This window comes from Kocuria palustris (genome assembly GCF_007666205.1).
Classification (GTDB): domain Bacteria; phylum Actinomycetota; class Actinomycetes; order Actinomycetales; family Micrococcaceae; genus Kocuria; species Kocuria palustris_A.
This window is the reverse complement of sequence record NZ_VDOR01000001.1, coordinates 351,688-369,033: the sequence shown is the minus strand read 5'-3', so window position 1 is coordinate 369,033 and position 17,346 is coordinate 351,688. Positions and strand designations below refer to the sequence as shown.

Genomic DNA, 17,346 nt, shown 5'->3' with positions numbered 1-17,346 from the left:
GCGGATCAGTGCTGGCGCGCGCGACGGGCCAGCAGGCCCGCCCCGACCAGCGCCGCGAGGGCGCCGCCGCCGGCGAACAGGGCGGTGCGGCCCTGGGACCCGGAGGCACCGGTGTCGGCGCCGCCGACCGGGACTTCCTCGACCTGGGACTTCTCGGCAGCGGCGGGGGCCTCGGCGGCCGGGGCCTGAGCCGCGGGAGCCTGATCGGCCGGGGCCGCGGCACCGGGGGCCACAGGGGCCGGAGCCGGCGTGTCGACCGCCAGCGGAGCCTCGTGGACCACGCCGGTGAAGGCCGCGTCGTCGTCCCCGTTGGTCTCGCAGGCCATCCCGTCGCCGTCCGGATCCAGGTGCGCGCCGAAGAACGGCAGCGAGACCGGGGCGGCGTAGGCGAGGCCGAGGTCGTAGGCCGTGTCGCAGTTGGGGTAGACGTAGCCCGCCGGCAGCGGCGGAGCCGCCCCCTCCCACGGATCCAGCGAGACGGCGCGGGCCGCATCGTCGTCGCCGTTCGACTCGCACATGATGCCGTCGCCGTCGGCGTCCAGGACCGGAGGCAGGCCCGGCTTGAGCACGTTGTCCATGTAGGGGGTGCCCACGGCGTCGGCGCAGGAGACGGAGTTGTCGAGGTCCCGGGACCAGTCGGGGATGACGACCTCCTCAGGCGCCGCCCCCTCGGCCGCGGGCGCCTCGGCGGCCGGGGCGGGTGCCTGCTCGGCGACCGGCTGCTCGGCGGCGGGCGCCGGAGCCGGGGCGGCCTCGGCAGGCGCCGTCACGGGCGCCGGCTCGGCAGGAGCCTCGGTGGGCGCCACGGCGAGCGCGGCGGTCATGGTCCAGGCGGAGAGGCCGATGGTGGCGGCCAGAGCGGTGGTGGCAGTGGTCTTCTTCATGGCAGTGCTCCCGGTTTCTCGGAGAGTGGGCGGTGAGCTGAGGGGCTCGGCGCTGTTGCGCCGGTCTCAGTAACTGAAGCACACCACGTTGCGACTGCACATTCGATTACGATCGTGAAACATCGCCATTATGACGATCACCATTCGGTAACGATGGCAAACATGCCGACGAGGCCGTTGCGCCGCGGCTCGTCGTCCGCGCCGACCCCGTGATGGACACCGCCGCCCCCGAGAACCCGGGGACAGGGACCGTCAGACCAGGACGACCTGGGCGATCAGGTTGTCGAGCGCGCGGACGTCGATGCCGCCGCGGAGGTTGAGCTTGAAGATGCCGGCGCGGGTGTTCAGCGTCAGCTCGGAGTCCGCGTCGAAGGTCCCGGCGTTCTCCGAGGCCCAGGAGACGATCTGCGAGTAGGGCAGCGACAGCACCTGCACCTTGCTGCCCGTCATGCCCTGGACATCGCGCAGGATCAGCCGCTTGTTCGTGAACACGGAGCCGTCGCGGAAGGTCGCGAATGCGCAGACCGGCTGCTCCCCCTGGATCAGGAGGGGGAAGATGTCCTGAGGGACCTGGATCTCCCGCATGAACGTGAACTCGGGCACCGAACTGCTCCTAGCGCATCGCGACGAGCCGCGGCGGGGGCCGCGGGCGGCTCCCATGCTCTCACGGGCCGATCCGGCGTCGACCGGGCCGTGACGTCCTCGCCGGACCGCGCGATCGGGCCCGTCAGCCGCGTCGGCGCTCGAGCGCGCGGCCGAGCCGCTGCACGCCCTCGGCGATGACCTCCGGCGGGTTCGTCACATAGGACAGCCGCATCGTCGTGCGGTCCGGATCGTGCGCGTAGAACGACGCCCCCGGCACGAAGGCCACCCCCTCCTCCACGGCCGACGGCAGCAGGGCGGTCGTGTCGATCCCGCCGCCGAGCGCGGCCCACAGGAACATGCCGCCCTCCGGCCGGGTGATCGTCGCACCCCCCCGGGAGGATCGACGGCAGCGCCGCGGCCATGGCGTCGCGGCGGCCCCGGTACAGCTGGGCGACCTCGGCCACGTGGGCGTCGACGTCATAGGCCTCCAGGTAGCGGGCCACCGCCAGCTGGTCCACGACCGAGGAGTGCAGCCCCATGGCCTCCTTGGCGATCGACAGCGTGTTCATGATCGGGCCCTCGCCGCGGATCCAGCCCACGCGGATGCCCGGGGACATGATCTTGGACATCGAGTTCAGCAGCAGCGTCTGGCGGGCCATCCCCGGCAGCGCGGCGATCTGCGGGGCGGCCTGCCCCTCGAAGCGCAGCTCGCCGTACGGGTCGTCCTCGATCAGCGGGGCGCCGGTGCGCAGCAGGACGTCGGCGATCTCCCGGCGGCGCTGCTCCGGCATGGAGACGCCCGACGGGTTCTGGAACGTGGGGATGAGGTAGACGAAGCGCGGGGAGTGCTCGCGGATCAGGGCCTCGAGCGCCTCGGGCTCGGCGCCGTCGTCGTCGGACGGGATCCCGATCATCCGGGCGCCGGAGGAGGCGAAGGCCTGGACCGCGGCCAGATACGTGGGCCGTTCGACGAGCACGACGTCCCCGGGGCGCAGCATCGCATGCCCCACGAGGTAGATGGCCTCCTGCGACCCCGTGGTGACCTGGATCTGATCGGCGGTCGTGGGCAGCCAACGGGAGACGCGGCGGGCGGCCTGCTCGCGCAGCTCGGGCTCTCCGGGCGTCGAGGAGTACTGCAGCGCCTTGGCCCCGCGGTGGGCGAAGACCCAGTCGAAGCACGCCCGGACGTCGTCGATCTCGAAGGACTCGGCCGCCGGGGCTCCGCCGGCGAACGAGATGACGCCGGGGACGGAGAGCACGTCGAGCAGATCGCGCACAGCGGTCGAGGTCATCCCGTCGTAGACGGGCGAGACGGGGAATCCGGAGAAGGGCTGATCGGTCATGGCCTGATCATCCCATTCGCGGCGGGGCCGACGACCGAGCGCGGGCCGTCAGAGCTCGGCGCCGCCGCGCAGGACCCGGGTGACGCCGCCGTCCGCGTCCAGGACGACGAGATCGGCCCGGGCCCCGACGGCGATCCGCCCCAGATCGGCCCGGCCCAGCAGGTCCGCGGGGGTCTGCGAGGCCGCGCGCACGGCCTCGGCCGGCTCGAGGCCCACCTGCTGCACCGCGAAGCGCACGGCCCGGTCCAGGGTCAGCGTGGAGCCGGCGATCGCGCCCGTCGAGCGGATGCGGGCCACGGCGTCCACGACGTCGACCTCCAGGGGCCCCAGGCGGTAGGGGCCGTCGGGGCTGCCGGCCGCGGCCATGGCATCGGTGATCAGGACCCACGGCCCCGCACTGGCCTGAACGGCCATGCGCAGGACGGAGGGCTGAACATGGATGCCGTCGGCGATCAGCTCGACGGCCGTCCGCCGGTCCCCCAGCAGGCGCGGGATCGGACCCGGGGTGCGGTGGTGGATCGAGGGCATGGCGTTGAACAGATGCGTCGCGACGCTCGCGCCGGCCTCGATCGCCCGGTCGACGACGTCCTCGTCGGCCTCGGTGTGGCCGATCGCCGCGATCACGCCGTGCTCGCGCAGCAGGCGGATCGCCTGGAGGCCGCCGTCGCGCTCGGGGGCCAGCGTGACCATGCGGACGGCGCCCTCCCCCGCTCGCAGCAGCCGCTCGAGGTCCTCGCGACGGGGATCGCGCAGCAGCTCCGGGGTGTGGGCCCCGCAGCGGGACTCGGCCAGCCAGGGGCCCTCGAGGTGGATCCCCGCCAGCTCGCCGGAGCGGACCAGAGGCACGAGATCGCGGATCTGCTCCTCGAGCCGGTCGATCGTGTCGGTGACCAGGGAGGCCATCGAGCTCGTGGTGCCGGCCGCACGATGCGCCGCCAGTGCGGCCGCCGCTCCGTCGGCCCCTTCAGTGAACGCGCCGCCTCCGCCGCCGTGGACGTGGAGGTCCACGAAGCCCGGGCTCAGCAGGCACTCGCCCAGCTCGTCGACGACCGCCCCCTGCTGGTCCGCGGGCACCGGACCCTCGGCCACGGCGACGATCCTGTCGCCGCGCAGACCGGCCCAGGCCTCGCGGACCGGCCCCCGGGGCAGGACCACGGCGGTGCTGTGCAGGATCCGGTCGAGCGGCCCCGATGACGTCGCAGCAGACATGTGCATGTCAGAGCGCCGCCCCGTCCGTCCAGCCGTCGTCCTGAGCCGATGCGGCTCCGCTCAGCCGAGAGGCGGCCGCCTCGTCGATCAGCACCGTCACGTGCGGATGGCGCTGCAGCGCCGTGGCCGGCCAGCGCTCAGTCACGGGGCCCTCGACCAGCTGGCGGACCGCTTCCGCCTTGGCCTCCCCGAAGGCCAGCAGGACGAGATGGCGCGCCTGCAGGATCGTGGCGATGCCCTGGGTCAGGCAGTGCGTCGGGACGCGGTCGATGTCGTCGTCGAAGAAGCGGGCGTTGTCCTCCCGCGTCCGCTGCGCCAGCCGCATGCGGCGCGTGCGCGAGTCCAGCGGCGACCCCGGCTCGTTGAAGCCGATGTGCCCGTCCGTGCCGATGCCCAGCAGCTGGAGGTCCACGCCGCCGGCGTCGTGGATGGCCCGCTCATAGGCGGCGCACTCGGCCTCGACGTCCCCGGCCGTCCCGTCGAGGGACTGCACGGCCGTCGACGGCAGGTCGGTGCGCTCGACCAGCTCCCGCTCGATCTCCGCCCGGTAGGACTGCGGGTGATCGGCGGGAAGGCCCAGGTACTCGTCGAGCAGGAAGGCCCGGGCATGCACCAGGCTGAGCGCTCCGTCGCGGACCCGCTGGGCGATCGCGCGGTAGACGGGCCTGGGGCTGGACCCCGTGGCCAGCCCCAGGACCGGCCGCGGGAGGCGATCGACGACGGCGGCCACGGCCTCCGCCGCCAGCCGGCCGGCCTGCTCCTCCGTTGCGACGACGACCCGGACCACTCAGACCTTCCCCTGCATCTCGGCGTCCACGGATTCGTCCTCGCGCCCCGGCGTGCGCAGGTTCCACTTCCGGATCACGAAGCGGAAGAGGACGTAGTACACGACCGCGTAGCCGATGCCGATCAGGGCCAGCAGCAGGGGCTTCTGGGCGATGCCGAAGTTGAGCAGGTAGTCGATCGCCCCGGCCGAGAAGCTGAAGCCCATGTGGATGTCCAGGGCGTTGACCAGTGCCATCGACGTGCCCGTGAGCACCGCGTGGATCAGGTACAGCGGCCAGGCCACGAACATGAAGGCGAACTCGAGCGGCTCGGTGATGCCCGTGACGAAGGCCGTGAGCGCCATCGAGATCATGATGCCGCCGGTGACCTTCTTCTTCTCCGGCTTGGCCTCGTGGTAGATCGCCAGTGCGGCGGCCGGGAGGGCGAACATCATGATCGGGAAGAAGCCCGTGGTGAAGATGCCCGCCGTGGGATCGCCCGCGAGGAAGCGGGGGATCTCGCCCTGGACGCCCTCGTACTCGCCGAGCTGGAACCACAGGGGGTTGTTGAGGACGTGATGCAGCCCCAGGGGGATCAGCAGGCGGTTGACCACGCCGTAGATGCCGCCGCCGATCACGGCGTTCTGGGCCACCGCGCTGCTGAGCCAGGTCAGCCCGGCATCGAAGAGCGGGTAGACGAGCGCCATGAGCACGCCCAGGACCACGCAGACGGCGGCCACGACGATCGGCACGAAGCGCCGGCCGCCGAAGAAGCCGAGCCAGTCGGGCAGCTTGATGCGGTGGTAGCGCTCCCACAGCTTGGCGGCGATGACGCCCACCAGGATGCCGCCCAGGACGCCGTAGTTGATGACCGGCGGCTCGGCCCCCTCTTCCGGAGCCCCCAGCACGATCGGCGCCATGGCATCGAAGACCCCGAGCAGCACGAGGTAGCCCACCAGACCCGCCATGGCCGCCGAGCCGTCGCCCTTCTTGGCGAAGCCGAAGGCCAGTCCGACGGCGAAGAGGTAGCCGAGGTTCTCGAAGAGCCCATTGCCGGCGCCGGCCAGGACAGCCGCAATGGTCTGAAGGAGCTCGCTGCCCTCGAACCTGCCGATCATGTCGTCCTGGCCCAGACGCAGCAGGATGCCGGCCGCGGGCAGCGCGGCGATCGGCAGCATGAGGCTGCGCCCGAAGCGCTGCAGACCCTGCATGGCCCGGGAGGGCTTCTTCTCGGGTCGGCTCTGGGCCGCCCGGTCGCCGGCCGCAGCCGCCGGATTCGCCGTGGACATCGGTTTCCTCGCTCCGTATCGTGCTGTCCCACTGGTTATGACCAGTGATGCATGACACTGTGCGGCACCTCATGCGAACCTGTCAATGACCTGAGAGCGGTCATCGCCGCATCCGGCCGCTCCGCCCCGATGCCCGCCGCGCGGGCGAACCCCAGGAGGACACCATGTCGAAGCCCGAGGACATCCTGCGAGCGCTCGGCGGCGCCCAGAACGTGGAGGACATCGAAGGCTGCATCACGCGCCTGCGCACCGAGGTGGCCGATTCCTCGGTGATCGACGAGGCCGCCCTGAAGGCCGCCGGAGCCCACGGCGTCATGGTCTCGGGCGGGGTCGTGCAGGTCGTGGTCGGGCCCGAGGCCGAGAACCTGGCCGAGGACATCCAGGACCTGCTGTGAGCCTCGAGATCCGCGCCCCGTTCGCGGGTCGGGTCCTGCCCCTGGACCAGGTGCCGGATCCCGTCTTCGCGCAGGGCATGGTGGGCACTGGCCTGGCCCTGCTGCCTGCCGACGACGCAGCCACCATCGAGGTGCTGGCCCCCGCCGCCGGCACGGTGCTGAAAGCCATGCCCCACGCGATCGCTCTGATCGCCCAGGACGGCACCGGGGTCCTGGTCCATGTCGGCCTGGACACCGTGGGCCTGAAGGGCCGCGGCCTCGAGGTCCTGGTCGAGAAGAAGCAGCGCGTGGAGCCCGGCGATCCCGTGCTGCGCGTGGATGCCGCGGTGGTGCGCGAGGCGGGGCTGAGCCTGTGCACGCCCGTCGTGGCCATGGACGCCGGCCCCGAGCGCCTGGACCGGCCCGCTGCGGCGGGTTCGCAGCTCGGCTCGCTCGATCCCCTGTTCGCCCTGCATCCGGGCTCGTGAGTCACCCCGCCGACCACCCGAGGGAACGAGGATGAGCACCGCCGACGCCCGCGGAGGGGCAGCTCCGACGGCCAAGCACGAGCGGCTGCGGGCGGAGCTGGCCCGCCTGATCACCCAGGAGCTCTCCCCCGGCGACCGGCTGCCGGGAGAGCGGCGCCTCGAGGAGGAGCACGGGGTCTCGCGCATCACCGTGCGCCGCGCCATCGCCGAGCTCGTGAACCAGGGCCTGCTCGTGCGCGAGCACGGCCGCGGGACGTTCGTGGGCACGGGCCCGGCCCGCTCCCGGCTGCACCTCGCCTCCTTCCACGACGACATGCGCATGGCAGGGCTCGCGCCGTCGACCGTCCCGGTGATCGTCGGGATCGAGGACTCCCCGGCCGAGGCGGCCGCTCATCTGGGCGCCGAGCGCAGCCTGCGGATCCGTCGGCTGCGCCTGGGCGACGGATCCCCCGTCAGCGTCGACAACAGCTGGGTCCCCGAGGGCCTGCTCCGGCTCGAGGCCGACTGGTCGACCTCGCTCTACCGCATGCTCGAGGCGGCCGGCGCCGGGATCACCCGCGCCGAGCAGACCGTCCAGGCCCTCGGCGCGAGCGCCGAGGATGCCGAGCTGTTGGACGTGGCCCCGGGGTCCCCCGTGCTCGTGTTCCACCGCCGGTCCTTCAGCCGCGGCCCCGTCGGCGAGATCCCCGTCGAGTACTCCGTCTCCGTCTACCGCGGCGATCGGTACCAGCTGTCCATGGAGGTCATGGACCGCGCACCCGGCTCACCCGCTGTCCGCGGACATGAGTAGGCTCGGGAAGGTGGATCCGCAGCGCCCGACGACACCGCCCGATGCCGAGAACCGCGCCCCCGAGCAGTCGCTGACCAGCAATGTCACCGACGTCGCCCTCGTCTTCGAGGGCGGCGGCATGCGCGGCAGCTACACCGCCGGCGCGGTCACCACGCTGCTGGGCGCCGGGATCCACATCGACTACGTCTGCGGCATCTCCGCCGGGGCGAGCCACACCGCCCACTACCTGTCGCGGGACACCTGGCGCGCGCGTCGCTCGTTCGTGGAGTTCTCGCAGGACCCGGACTTCGGGAGCCTGTCCACGTTCGCCCGGGGCCAGGGTCTGTTCAATGCCCAGTACATCTACGAGGACGCCGCCAGGCCGGGGGGCGCGCTGCCCTACGACTACGCGACGTACCTGGCGAACCCCGCGTCGTTCCGGATCGGGACGTTCAACGCCTCGAAGGGCACCATGCACTACCTCGGACGGGAGTCGGTCCGCTCCGCGCAGGACCTGATGCGCCTGGCCCGGGCGTCGTCGTCCATGCCCGTCGTGATGCCGCCGGTCGAGCGCGACGGCGACCTCTACTACGACGGGGCGATCGGCCCGTCGGGCGGTATCCCGCTGGATGCGGCGCAGGCCGACGGCTACACGAGGTTCCTCATCGTGCTGAGCCGCGAGCGCTCGTTCACCAAGGCCGCCGAGCGCTTCAGCGCGGTCACGCGCCGGCACTTCCGCGAGCTGCCCGCCGTCGTGGAGGCGCTCGAGGGCAGGGCGGAGAACTACAACCGCATGCGCGAGCAGGTCTTCGACCTCGAGGCCTCGGGCGACGCCATGGTCTTCGTCCCGGATCACATGCCGGTCTCCAACGGGGAGCGCCGCCTGCCCAGGCTCCAGGCCTCGTACGCGGCCGGCTACCTGCAGGCCCAGCGCGAGCTGCCGGCCTGGAAGGAGTTCCTGGGCCTGTGAGGGATCAGCCCTCGGTCTCCCCCAGGTAGAAGGCGCGCGTGCGCTCGGCCGCCGCACGGGCCTCGCCCACCTCGCAGCCGGCCTCGATCGAGACATCGCCCCAGCGGCGCGCGCTGTCGGCCAGGAACGACCGGGCCTCCTCCGAGCCGATCCACGGGGTGGATTCGAGGGGCTGGGTCGCCCCCTCCTCGAGGTGGCGGCGGAGGCTCAGCAGCGCGAGGTCCCAGCCGACCCCGCCGGCCCCGGCGCCGTATCGCACCCACTGCTCGCGCGGGATGTCGGCCGCATGCAGGAGGCGGACGTCGGTGCGCTCCTCGCCGGCGTCGACCTCGACGACGACGTCGCTCGCGGATCCGCCGGACTCCCAGGTCAGCGCCAAGCGACGGAGGGTCGTGCACTCGAGCACCGTCCCCGCGGCATCGCCGTCGATCGCGTAGGCGCCGCCCGGTTCGAGCGTCCCGTCGACCCGCCCGAACCACTGGCCCAGCCGATCCGCTCGAGTCAGCGCCGCCCAGACCTCCTCCACGGGGGCCGCGAAGCCGCGGCGCAGGGACTGCCGGAGCGCCACGTGCTCCGGCTCCCCGATGACGTCGATCGAGCGCGCGACGGCATCGAGCTCGAGCTGCGGGGTCAGGCGCTGGGACACGGAAGGGCCATCCTCGGATCAGGGGCGGGAGCCGAGGCGCCGCAGGCGGGCGTCCCGGCGGGAGGTCCGAGAGTGTGGCAGGCCTTCCTGGGTCAGCCTTGCAGGGTCCCTGGGATGTCCCTCACGACGATCCGGCGCCCCGGGCCGACCTCGATCAGTCCCGCGTCGGAGAGCGCACGCAGCCGCCGGGAGAGGGTCTCCGGAGTGGTGCCGAGCAGCTGCGCCAAGTCCCGCTTGCTCATGGGCAGGTCGAAGGGGCGGCCCTCCTCGCCGCCGGCGGCGGCCGCGAGGTACTCCCCCAGCCGATGGCCCACCGTGCTGCCCACGAACTCGGCCAGGCGCGTCTCGGTGTCCTCCAGCCGCGCGGTCACGGCATTGAGCAGCGCGATCGCGAGCTGCGGGCGCTCGTCGAGCCACTGCTGGACGTCGCGGCGCGAGAGCGAGCAGATCTGGGACTCGGTCATCGCGGTGGCCTCGCGCGGGGCGGGCCTGCCGGTGAGCACCGAGTGCTCGCCCATGAACTCCCCCGGGCCCAGGATCCGCAGGAGCCGCTGCGATCCGTCCTCGCCGAGCCGGACCTGCTTGATCTGCCCGGCATGCACGATCTGCAGGGACGGCGTGCTGCCCTGCTGCTGGACCACCTCGCCCCTGGGGACCAGCCGAGTGGTCGTGCGCGCCGCGATCCGCCGCCGGTCCTCCTCCGGAAGGCCCCGGAAGATCGGGACCCGGCTGACGCAGGCCAGGCGGTGGTCCTCGTCCATCCGGACGCGGCCCGAGCCGTCCACCCGAGCGTGCTCGTCATGGCAGCACCGGCACCCAACGGACAATGTCTCTCCTCCCGGGATCGGCTCCTCCGCGCAGGCCCGCGCGGTGCCCCCATTCTCCCGTACCCTCGGGCCATGAGCACACCCGAGAGCAGGTCGCCCGGCGAGAGCGCGGTCGTCACCCCGGGGCACACGGGCGTGAACTCGCCGGACCTCAGGACCCGCCCCACGGACGTCGACCCGCGCGAGTTCATCGCGGGCCTGACCCCGCGGCGACGCGTCGACGACGGCCTGGCCCTGCTCGATCTCCTCGGCGCCGTCACCGAGGAGCCCGCGATCATGTGGGGGCCGTCGATGATCGGCTACGGCGCCGTCCACTACCGCTACGCCACCGGACGCGAGGGCGACACCTTCCGCCTGGGGTTCAGCCCGCGCAAGGCGGCCGTGAGCCTGTACGGGCTGCAGGGCCATCCGCGCTCCGAGGAGCTGCTGGAGCGGCTCGGCAAGCACCGCACCGCCGTGTCCTGCGTGTACGTGAACAAGCTGGCCGACATCGACCTCGACGTGCTCCGCGAGCTCGTCGGCCATGCCTGGGCCTCCGAGCCGAAGGTCTGCTGAGTGGCGCGCCCGTCCGCCGACGACGCCGCGGGGGCGCCGACGCCCCCGCACGGGGACCGGAGCGCGTCGGCGCCCGTGGTCCTGCCGTTCGCCCTGGTGGCGCTGGCCGTGGCCGCGGTCTCCGTGAACCTGCGCCCGTCGGCCACCGCGATCGGCCCGGTGCTGGCCGAGATCCAGGAGGGCCTGGGGATCTCGCCCTCGGTCGCCGGCCTGCTCACGGCCCTGCCCGGGTTCGTCTTCGGGCTCGCGGGGCTGACGGCCGTGGGGATCGCGCGGCGCTTCGGGCTCGTGGGCACGGTGTGCGGCGGCCTGCTGGTGGTCGCGGCCGCCGCGACGGCCCGGGCGGTCGTCGACTCGGCCGCGGCCTTCCTGATCCTGTCGGCGATCACGCTGGCGGGCATGGGCATCGGCAACGTCCTGGTGCCGGCCGTCATCAAGAGGTACGCGGGCCGGCGCACCGCGGGCGTGAGCTCGATCTACACGGTCGGGCTGGGCCTGGGCGCGGCGCTGCCGATCTTCGCCGCACCGCCGCTCGTGGCCCTGGGGGCCGACGGGTGGCGATGGTCGCTGGGCCTCTGGGGGCTGTTCGCGCTGCTCGCGGCGATCGTCTGGGCCGTCATGCGGCTGCGCGTGCGCGGCCGCGATCACGGCGTGGGCCGCCGCGCGGCCGGTCTGCCCATCCAGCGCTCGCGCACCGCGGTGGCCCTGTGCGCGTTCTTCGGCCTGCAGTCCACGAATGCCTATGTGACCTTCGGCTGGCTGGCCCAGATGTACCGCGACGCCGGGATCTCCGCGTCCGCCGCGGCGGCCCTCGTGGGCGTGGTGACCCTCTTCGGCATCCCCGGCGGCCTGCTCATGCCCCGCGTGGCCACGCGCTCCTCCTCGGTCTCCGCGTGGGCGGCAGGGCTGTCGCTGGCGGTGCTCGCCGGCTGGACGGGGCTGCTGATCGCGCCGGCCTCGCTGAGCATCCTGTGGGCGCTGCTGCTCGGACTGGGGCAGTTCACCTTCCCGCTGGCGCTGACGCTGATCGTCGTGCGGGCGGGCACGCCCGAGACGACCGCGCGGCTGTCGGGCTTCGCCCAGCCGGTCGGCTACCTCTTCGCCGCCCTGGGCCCGCTGCTGGTGGGCGTGCTGCGCGATGCCACCGGCGGCTGGACCGCACCGCTGCTGATGCTCATGGCCGGAGCGGCGGGCCTGATCGTCTCCGGCGTCATGGTCGGCCGCGGCCGAACGGTCGACGAGGAGCTCGCGGCCCACGGCGCCTGAGCGCCCGGGCCGGCCCCCGGCCCGAGCTCCCGGGATGCCTCAGGCCGAGTGCACGCGCAGCCAGTGCGTCTCGAGCGGGCCGATCTCGAGGCCGCGGCTCAGATCCAGGCGAGCGCTGCCGTCGGCCAGCAGGGGCTCGGCCTCCGGCTCGAAGCCCGACAGCGTCTGCGCCGACACCGCCTGCGGGTGCTCCGAGACGTTCACCAGGCACAGGATCACCGACGGCCGCCCCTGGGGATCGAGCCCCGGGCGCTGATAGGCCACCAGATGCTCGCTGTGCGCGTCGAAGCCGATCAGCTCGGCGCCGTCGAACTCGGGGGCGGCGGCGCGCACGGCCAGCAGGTGCTTGAGCCCCGCGCACACCCGCCCGGGCACGGTCGTGACGTCGAAGCGGTCCTCCCAGGCGGCCTCGGGGAAGCTCGGCCGGTTCGCCCATCGGGCATCGCCGGAGCGCACCGGGTCCTGGGCCCAGGTCTCGTCGTTGGCCTGGGCCAGCTCGTCGCCGAGGTAGAGCAGCGGCAGCCCTCCCGTGGAGAAGGCCAGCGCGTGGGCCAGCAGCACGCGGCGCACGCCGAGCTCCGGCTCCGTGGTCACGCCGGCCAGGGAGGCCGTGGTGCCGCAGACCCGGGCATCGCCGGTGCGCGGATTGGCCTGGAACGCGACGCCGTCGGCGAAGGAGCCCTCGAAGCGGCCGGTGTAGAAGTCGTTGAGGAAGCGGCGGTGGCCCTGGGGATCGATGCCGCGGCGGGCCGCATCCTCGTCGGAGAAGGTCCAGCCGATGTCGTCGTGGCTGCGGACGTAGTTGACCCAGGCGGTCCCGGTCGGCAGCTCGTGGCGCTCGGCCAGGGCGTCGGCGAGCAGCGTGGCCTGCCGGGTGGCCAGCGCCTCCCAGGTCAGCGCCATCTGCAGCGGGTTGTAGGAGATCTGGCACTCGTCGGGGTGCACGTACTGCACCACCTCATCCGGGTGCACGATCGCCTCGGACTTGAAGATCGTGGCCGGGGCGGCGATGCGGCAGACGCGGTTGAGCATCTGCACGATCCAGTGCGCCTGCGGCAGGGACTCGCACGGGGTGCCGAGCTGCTTCCACAGGAACGCGACCGCGTCCAGGCGCAGCACCTCCGCCCCCTGGTTCGCCAGGAACAGCATCTCCCGGGCCATCAGGGCCAGCACGCGCGGATTGGTCCAGTTCAGGTCCCACTGGAAGTCGTGGAACGTCGTCCACACCCAGCGGGGGTCATCGGCTCCCACCCGCGTGAAGGAGCCCGGGTGGTCGTCCGGGAAGATCTCGCGCGTGGTCCGCTCGAACGCGTCCGGCATCTCTCGGTCGGGGAAGATCCAGTAGAGGTCCTCGTACTCCGGCTCCCCGGCCCGGGCGCGGCGCGCCCATTCGTGGTCGGAGGCGGTGTGGTTGAGCACGAAGTCGACGACCAGTCCGATCCCGGACTCGCGCAGCTCTCCCGCGGTCTCGGCCAGCTCGGCCATGGTCCCGAGCTCGGGCTTCAGCTCGCGGTACGACGACACCGCGTACCCGCCGTCGCTGTTGCCCTCGGGCACCGCGAACGGCGGCATGACGTGCAGATAGGTCAGCCCCAGCTCGCGCAGGTACGGGATCCGCGAGCGCAGCCCGGCCAGATCGCCGGCCCACCGGTCGATGTAGCAGACCCCGCCCACCTGATCGGGACGCAGGAACCATTCGGGGTCCTCGCCGCGGGTGTCGTCCAGGGCGCGCAGCTCGCCCGGGCGCCGGGCCCACGAGCGGGCCAGATCCGCCGCCAGCTCGACGACGACGGCCGCGGCCCTCTCCCCCGACCCGTAGGTCCGGCGGAACAGCTCGAGCAGCGCGGGGAAGTGCTCGTCGAAGCGCGCCAGGAAGGACGCCGCCTGCCACGGGGCCGCGACGCGCTGGGAGACGAGCTCGCGCAGCACCTCGACCGCGCGGTCGCGAGCTGCATCGACCGACTCGACGGTGCTCGAGAGGTCGGTCAGGACGGGGCGGTCGGCGGAAGCGGTCGCGGCGGATCCGCGCGGTGCAGGGGCCATGGCTCCATGCTTCCCTGCCGGGGCCTGCGGGGCAAAGCGACGGTCGTCTCAATCGCCCCCGCCGCCGCCGTCTCCTCCACCGCCGCCGTCGCCCCCGCCGCCGGAGTCCCCGCCGCCGTCGAAGCCGCTGTCGGCGTCGCCCCAGCCGTCCCCGTCATCCCAGCTGTCGCCATCGCCCCAGCTGTCCCCGTCGCCCCAGGCGCCTGCGGCGCCGCCTCTGCGACGTCGGCGTCGGCGGGGGCCGCCGGCGGATCGGACGATCACCGCGACGAGGACGGCCACGAGGACCAGGACGATGAATCCGGCCAGACCCAGGACCAGACCGAGGACGAGCAGCGGGGCGAAGGATGTCACGGGCGGCAGAGTAGGCCGCACGCGGCCTCGGCGTCCCATGGCGCCCGCATGTGACGCACTGCGGCGCGAAGCCTGCGCATGAGGGACAATCGGCGCATGAAGACGCCGCTGCCCCTGCCCGTCAGATCCTCATCCTCCGCGCGACGGCACGGGCCGGATGCCGCTGCGCAGGACCCCCTGCTGCAGGACCTCGGCGCCTGGCCGGGCCGGCTCGTGGACTCGGAGCTCGAGCGCCGGTCCGCCGCCCACGACGCCTCCCACTACCTCCTGCAGCCGCGCGCCCTGGTCCGCCCGCACTCGGCCGACGAGCTCGGCTCGCTGCTGCGGATCCTCGAGCGCCACGATGCCGGGCTGACCCTGCGCTCGGGCGGCACATCGCTGTCGGGACAGGCCGTGACCGACCAGGTCCTCGTGGACGTCCGGCGGCACTTCCGCGGCGTCGAGGTCCTGGACGACGGAGCCCGGGTGCGCGTGCGCCCCGGGAGCACCGTCCGTGAGGTCAATGCCGTGCTGGCCCGCCACGGCCGCAAGCTCGGCCCCGACCCCGCGAGCGAGTCCGCCTGCACCCTCGGCGGGGTGATCGCCGACAACTCCTCGGGCATGCACTGCGGCACGGAGCAGAACACCTACCGCACCCTCGAGTCCATGGTGATCGTGACCCCGTCGGGGACGGTCCTGGACACCGCGGCCGCCGATGCGGACCGGAGGCTCCGGGAGGCCGAGCCCGAGCTGCACGAGGGCCTGCTGCGCCTGCGCCGCCGGGTCACGCAGAACAGCGCCTCGCGCGCGACGATCGAGCGCCTCTTCGCCATGAAGAACACCATGGGCTACGGGCTCAACGCCTTCCTGGACGAGACCGAGCCCGTGCGGATCCTGCAGCGGCTGATGATCGGCTCGGAGGGCACGCTGGGCTTCGTGGCCGAGGCGGTGCTGCGCACCGTCGAGATCCGCCCCGAGGTCGCGACCGGGCTGCTCGTGTTCCCGACGCTGCTCGAGGCCACGTCCTCCGTGCCCGATCTCGTGGGCCTCGGCTCGGCCACCGTGGAGCTCATGGACGCCACCTCGCTGCGCGTGGCCCAGGCCTCGGGCCAGGCGCCGGCCCAGATCATGGACATCGACGTCGCCGACCATGCCGCGCTGCTGGTCGAGTACAACGGCTCGAGCCCCGACGAGCTCGCCCAGCGCCGCCGCGCGGCCGAGCAGCACTTCCGGGGCCTCGACCTGACGGCCGATCCCGGCCTGACCGACGACCCGGCGGCCCGCGCCGCGCTGTGGACCGTGCGCAAGGGCCTCTACGCCGCCGTCGCCGGGAGCCGGCCGGAGGGGGCGAACGCGCTGCTGGAGGACATCGTCGTGCCGGTCGAGCACCTGGGCGAGACCTGCCGCGAGCTCAACCGGCTGTTCGAGGCCCACGAGTACGAGCAGTCCGTGATCTTCGGCCACGCCAAGGACGGCAACGTCCACTTCATGCTCAACGAGCAGTTCGCCGACGACGCCAAGCTCACCCGGTACGAGCGGTTCACCGACGAGATGGCCGATCTGGTCCTGGGCGCCGGCGGCTCGCTCAAGGCCGAGCACGGGACGGGGCGGATCATGGCACCCTTCGTGCGCCGCCAGTACGGCGACGAGCTCTACGACGTGATGCGCGAGCTCAAGTCCCTCGTGGACCCGCGGGGGCTGTTCAACCCGGGCGTGATCCTCAACGACGACCCCCGCTGCTATCTCCAGGACCTCAAGACCGCGCCGCAGGTCGAGCAGGAGGTCGATCGCTGCGTCGAGTGCGGCTACTGCGAGCCGGTGTGCCCGTCGCAGGACCTCACGCTGACCCCGCGGCAGCGCATCGCCGGGCGCCGCGAGATCCAGGACGCCCTGGCCCGGGGCGATCACGACGGCGCCGAGGCCATGCTGCGCGAGTACGCCTACGAGGGCGAGCAGACATGTGCCGCGGACGGCATGTGCTCGACCGCCTGCCCCGTGGACATCGACACCGGCGACCTCGTCCGACGGCTGCGCGCCGAGGGCGCCTCCCGGCTCGAGGACCTCGGCTGGGATGCGGCCGCCCGCGGCTGGGGACTGGGCGTGCGGGCCGCCTCGACGGCGCTCACCGCGGCCGATGCCGTGCCCGCGGTCCTGCCGCGCACGGCCACTCGGGCCGCGCGGAGCGTGCTGGGCGAGGACAGGGTGCCGCTCTACACCGACGGCCTGCCCGCCGGCGGCGGACCCCGCCCGGCTCCCCAGGCTCCGTCCGAGCCGGAGGCCGTCCTGTACGCGGCATGCGTCTCCTCGATGTTCGGCACGCCCGACGGGCAGGGCCCGAGCGCTGCGCAGGCGCTGCTGGCGCTGTGCGAGCGGGCGGGGGTCCGGATCGCGGTCCCGGCCGGGATGTCCGGGACCTGCTGCGGCACCCCGTGGAAGTCCAAGGGCATGCTCTCGGGCTTCGAGCGCATGACCCGGACCACCCTGCCCCTGCTGTGGGAGGCCTCGGATCACGGGCGGCTGCCGGTGATCTGCGATGCCTCCTCGTGCACCGAGGGGCTCGAGACCATGCGCAAGGCGGCCGGCGAGGGCTCGCCCTGGGCGGGCCTGCGGTTCGTGGACGCGGTCGAGTTCGCGGCGCAGCGGCTGCTGCCGCACCTGGAGATCGAGCACCGGTTCGGATCCATGGCCCTGCACCCCACGTGCTCGTCGACCCAGCTGGGGCTGAACGACTCCCTGCACCGGATCGCCGAGGCCGTCGCGGACGAGGTCGTCACCCCGCTGGAGTGGCGCTGCTGCGCGTACGCGGGCGATCGCGGGATGCTGCATCCCGAGCTCACCGCCTCCGCCACGCGCCGTGAGACCGCCGAGCTGGAGCACCGGGAGCACGACGCCTACGCCTCGCTCAACCGCACGTGCGAGCAGGGCATGACCGAGGCCACCGGCCGCCCCTACCGGCACATCCTCCAGCACCTGGAGGCGGCCGCCCGCTGACGCGGGGACC

Annotated in this window: 17 protein-coding genes; 7 read left to right on the top strand and 10 right to left on the bottom strand. The window is 73.2% G+C overall.

The annotated features are described in order from the left end of the window. Positions 1–5: 5 nt before the first annotated feature. The 6 genes from FSY66_RS01665 to FSY66_RS01640 form a co-directional block, all read right to left on the bottom strand. Entirely contained in the window at positions 6–884 is an 879-nt protein-coding gene (locus tag FSY66_RS01665) for an excalibur calcium-binding domain-containing protein (RefSeq protein WP_144790609.1), read from the bottom strand. A 252-nt stretch (positions 885–1,136) separates the two neighbouring features. Continuing rightward, a complete protein-coding gene (locus tag FSY66_RS01660; protein ID WP_260853331.1) occupies positions 1,137–1,487 on the bottom strand; it encodes a PH domain-containing protein in 351 nt (116 codons plus the stop codon). Further along, complete coding sequence (locus FSY66_RS01655; RefSeq protein WP_260853330.1) at positions 1,427–2,812, bottom strand: aminotransferase-like domain-containing protein; 1,386 nt, start codon at positions 2,810–2,812, stop codon at positions 1,427–1,429. Before FSY66_RS01655 ends, FSY66_RS01660 begins: the two co-directional genes overlap by 61 nt. Positions 2,813–2,860: 48 nt before the next feature. Further along, positions 2,861–4,021 (bottom strand): N-acetylglucosamine-6-phosphate deacetylase, encoded by a 1,161-nt coding sequence (locus tag FSY66_RS01650; protein ID WP_144790605.1) that lies wholly within the window; start codon positions 4,019–4,021, stop codon positions 2,861–2,863. A gap of 7 nt (positions 4,022–4,028) precedes the next feature. Beyond that, positions 4,029–4,808, bottom strand: coding sequence for a glucosamine-6-phosphate deaminase (gene nagB / locus FSY66_RS01645; protein WP_144790602.1), 780 nt, complete (start codon positions 4,806–4,808; stop codon positions 4,029–4,031). Then, the gene (locus FSY66_RS01640) at positions 4,809–6,074 is read right to left on the bottom strand and encodes a PTS transporter subunit EIIC (RefSeq protein WP_144790600.1); all 1,266 of its coding nucleotides are present in this window, start codon (positions 6,072–6,074) and stop codon (positions 4,809–4,811) included. A 164-nt stretch (positions 6,075–6,238) separates the two neighbouring features. On the opposite strand from FSY66_RS01640, the gene FSY66_RS01635 reads away from it, so the two are divergent. The 4 genes from FSY66_RS01635 to FSY66_RS01620 are packed head-to-tail and all read left to right on the top strand — an operon-like array spanning position 6,239 to position 8,675. Beyond that, the gene (locus tag FSY66_RS01635) at positions 6,239–6,469 is read left to right on the top strand and encodes a PTS sugar transporter subunit IIB (RefSeq protein ID WP_144790598.1); all 231 of its coding nucleotides are present in this window, start codon (positions 6,239–6,241) and stop codon (positions 6,467–6,469) included. Then, positions 6,466–6,936, top strand: coding sequence for a PTS sugar transporter subunit IIA (locus tag FSY66_RS01630; RefSeq protein WP_144790596.1), 471 nt, complete (start codon positions 6,466–6,468; stop codon positions 6,934–6,936). Before FSY66_RS01635 ends, FSY66_RS01630 begins: the two co-directional genes overlap by 4 nt. A gap of 31 nt (positions 6,937–6,967) precedes the next feature. Then, positions 6,968–7,726 carry a GntR family transcriptional regulator gene (locus FSY66_RS01625; protein ID WP_144790594.1) on the top strand — a complete coding sequence of 253 codons (759 nt, stop codon included), beginning with the start codon at positions 6,968–6,970 and terminating at the stop codon, positions 7,724–7,726. A 10-nt stretch (positions 7,727–7,736) separates the two neighbouring features. Next, on the top strand, positions 7,737–8,675 hold the full coding sequence (locus FSY66_RS01620) for a patatin-like phospholipase family protein (protein ID WP_260853329.1): 939 nt from the start codon (positions 7,737–7,739) through the stop codon (positions 8,673–8,675). A gap of 4 nt (positions 8,676–8,679) precedes the next feature. Here the strand turns inward: FSY66_RS01620 and FSY66_RS01615 are convergent, their stop codons facing one another. After that, the gene (locus tag FSY66_RS01615) at positions 8,680–9,321 is read right to left on the bottom strand and encodes an SRPBCC domain-containing protein (protein WP_144790590.1); all 642 of its coding nucleotides are present in this window, start codon (positions 9,319–9,321) and stop codon (positions 8,680–8,682) included. A gap of 92 nt (positions 9,322–9,413) precedes the next feature. After that, on the bottom strand, positions 9,414–10,148 hold the full coding sequence (locus FSY66_RS01610; protein ID WP_260853327.1) for a Crp/Fnr family transcriptional regulator: 735 nt from the start codon (positions 10,146–10,148) through the stop codon (positions 9,414–9,416). A gap of 72 nt (positions 10,149–10,220) precedes the next feature. Between FSY66_RS01610 and FSY66_RS01605 the strand changes: the two genes are divergently transcribed. Continuing rightward, complete coding sequence (locus FSY66_RS01605; protein ID WP_260853326.1) at positions 10,221–10,703, top strand: DUF1801 domain-containing protein; 483 nt, start codon at positions 10,221–10,223, stop codon at positions 10,701–10,703. Beyond that, positions 10,704–11,969 carry an MFS transporter gene (locus FSY66_RS01600; protein ID WP_144790584.1) on the top strand — a complete coding sequence of 422 codons (1,266 nt, stop codon included), beginning with the start codon at positions 10,704–10,706 and terminating at the stop codon, positions 11,967–11,969. It begins immediately after the preceding gene. Between the two features lie 39 nt (positions 11,970–12,008). Here FSY66_RS01600 and FSY66_RS01595 read toward each other — a convergent pair whose 3' ends face one another. Continuing rightward, complete coding sequence (locus FSY66_RS01595) at positions 12,009–14,012, bottom strand: alpha-amylase family protein (RefSeq protein ID WP_144790582.1); 2,004 nt, start codon at positions 14,010–14,012, stop codon at positions 12,009–12,011. Between the two features lie 48 nt (positions 14,013–14,060). After that, positions 14,061–14,366, bottom strand: coding sequence for a hypothetical protein (locus tag FSY66_RS01590; protein WP_186304345.1), 306 nt, complete (start codon positions 14,364–14,366; stop codon positions 14,061–14,063). 96 nt (positions 14,367–14,462) lie between these two features. Here FSY66_RS01590 and FSY66_RS01585 point away from each other — a divergent pair, with 96 nt between their 5' ends. Then, entirely contained in the window at positions 14,463–17,336 is a 2,874-nt protein-coding gene (locus FSY66_RS01585) for an FAD-binding and (Fe-S)-binding domain-containing protein (RefSeq protein ID WP_144790580.1), read from the top strand. The last annotated feature ends 10 nt before the right edge of the window (positions 17,337–17,346 follow it).